This is a genomic window from Mediterraneibacter sp. 210702-DFI.3.120, from assembly GCF_020561005.1.
Classification (GTDB): Bacteria; Bacillota; Clostridia; order Lachnospirales; family Lachnospiraceae; genus Mediterraneibacter; species Mediterraneibacter faecis.
Genome location: NZ_JAJCNG010000094.1, coordinates 1 through 335, shown reverse-complemented (window position 1 = coordinate 335; position 335 = coordinate 1). Strand labels below are relative to the sequence as shown.

The following is a 335-nucleotide window of genomic DNA, read 5'->3' as shown; positions in this document are numbered from 1 at the left end:
TTGTCTTTCAGTTTTCCCTGCTCCATGAGATATTTACCACATACATAAATAATGCGGTCTCCGTCTACAACATTTCCATTCTCATCAACTGCGATACATCTGTCGGCATCTCCGTCATAAGCAAACCCGATATTCAGATGTTTCTCTTTTACATACTCCTGCAGAACCTCAATATGTGTAGAACCACAGTTTGTATTAATATTCACACCATTTGGCTCATTGTTGATCACATAAGTTTTTGCTCCAAGTGCATCGAATACACTCTTTGCAACACTTGATGCACTACCATTCGCACAGTCAAGTCCGACTCTCATATCCTTGAAAGAACGTGTTGC

Annotated in this window: 1 pseudogene; it reads right to left on the bottom strand. The window is 40.3% G+C overall.

What is annotated here, in order from left to right:
* Window positions 1–335: pseudogene (locus tag LI162_RS15350) on the bottom strand (phosphoglucosamine mutase); the annotation flags it as partial.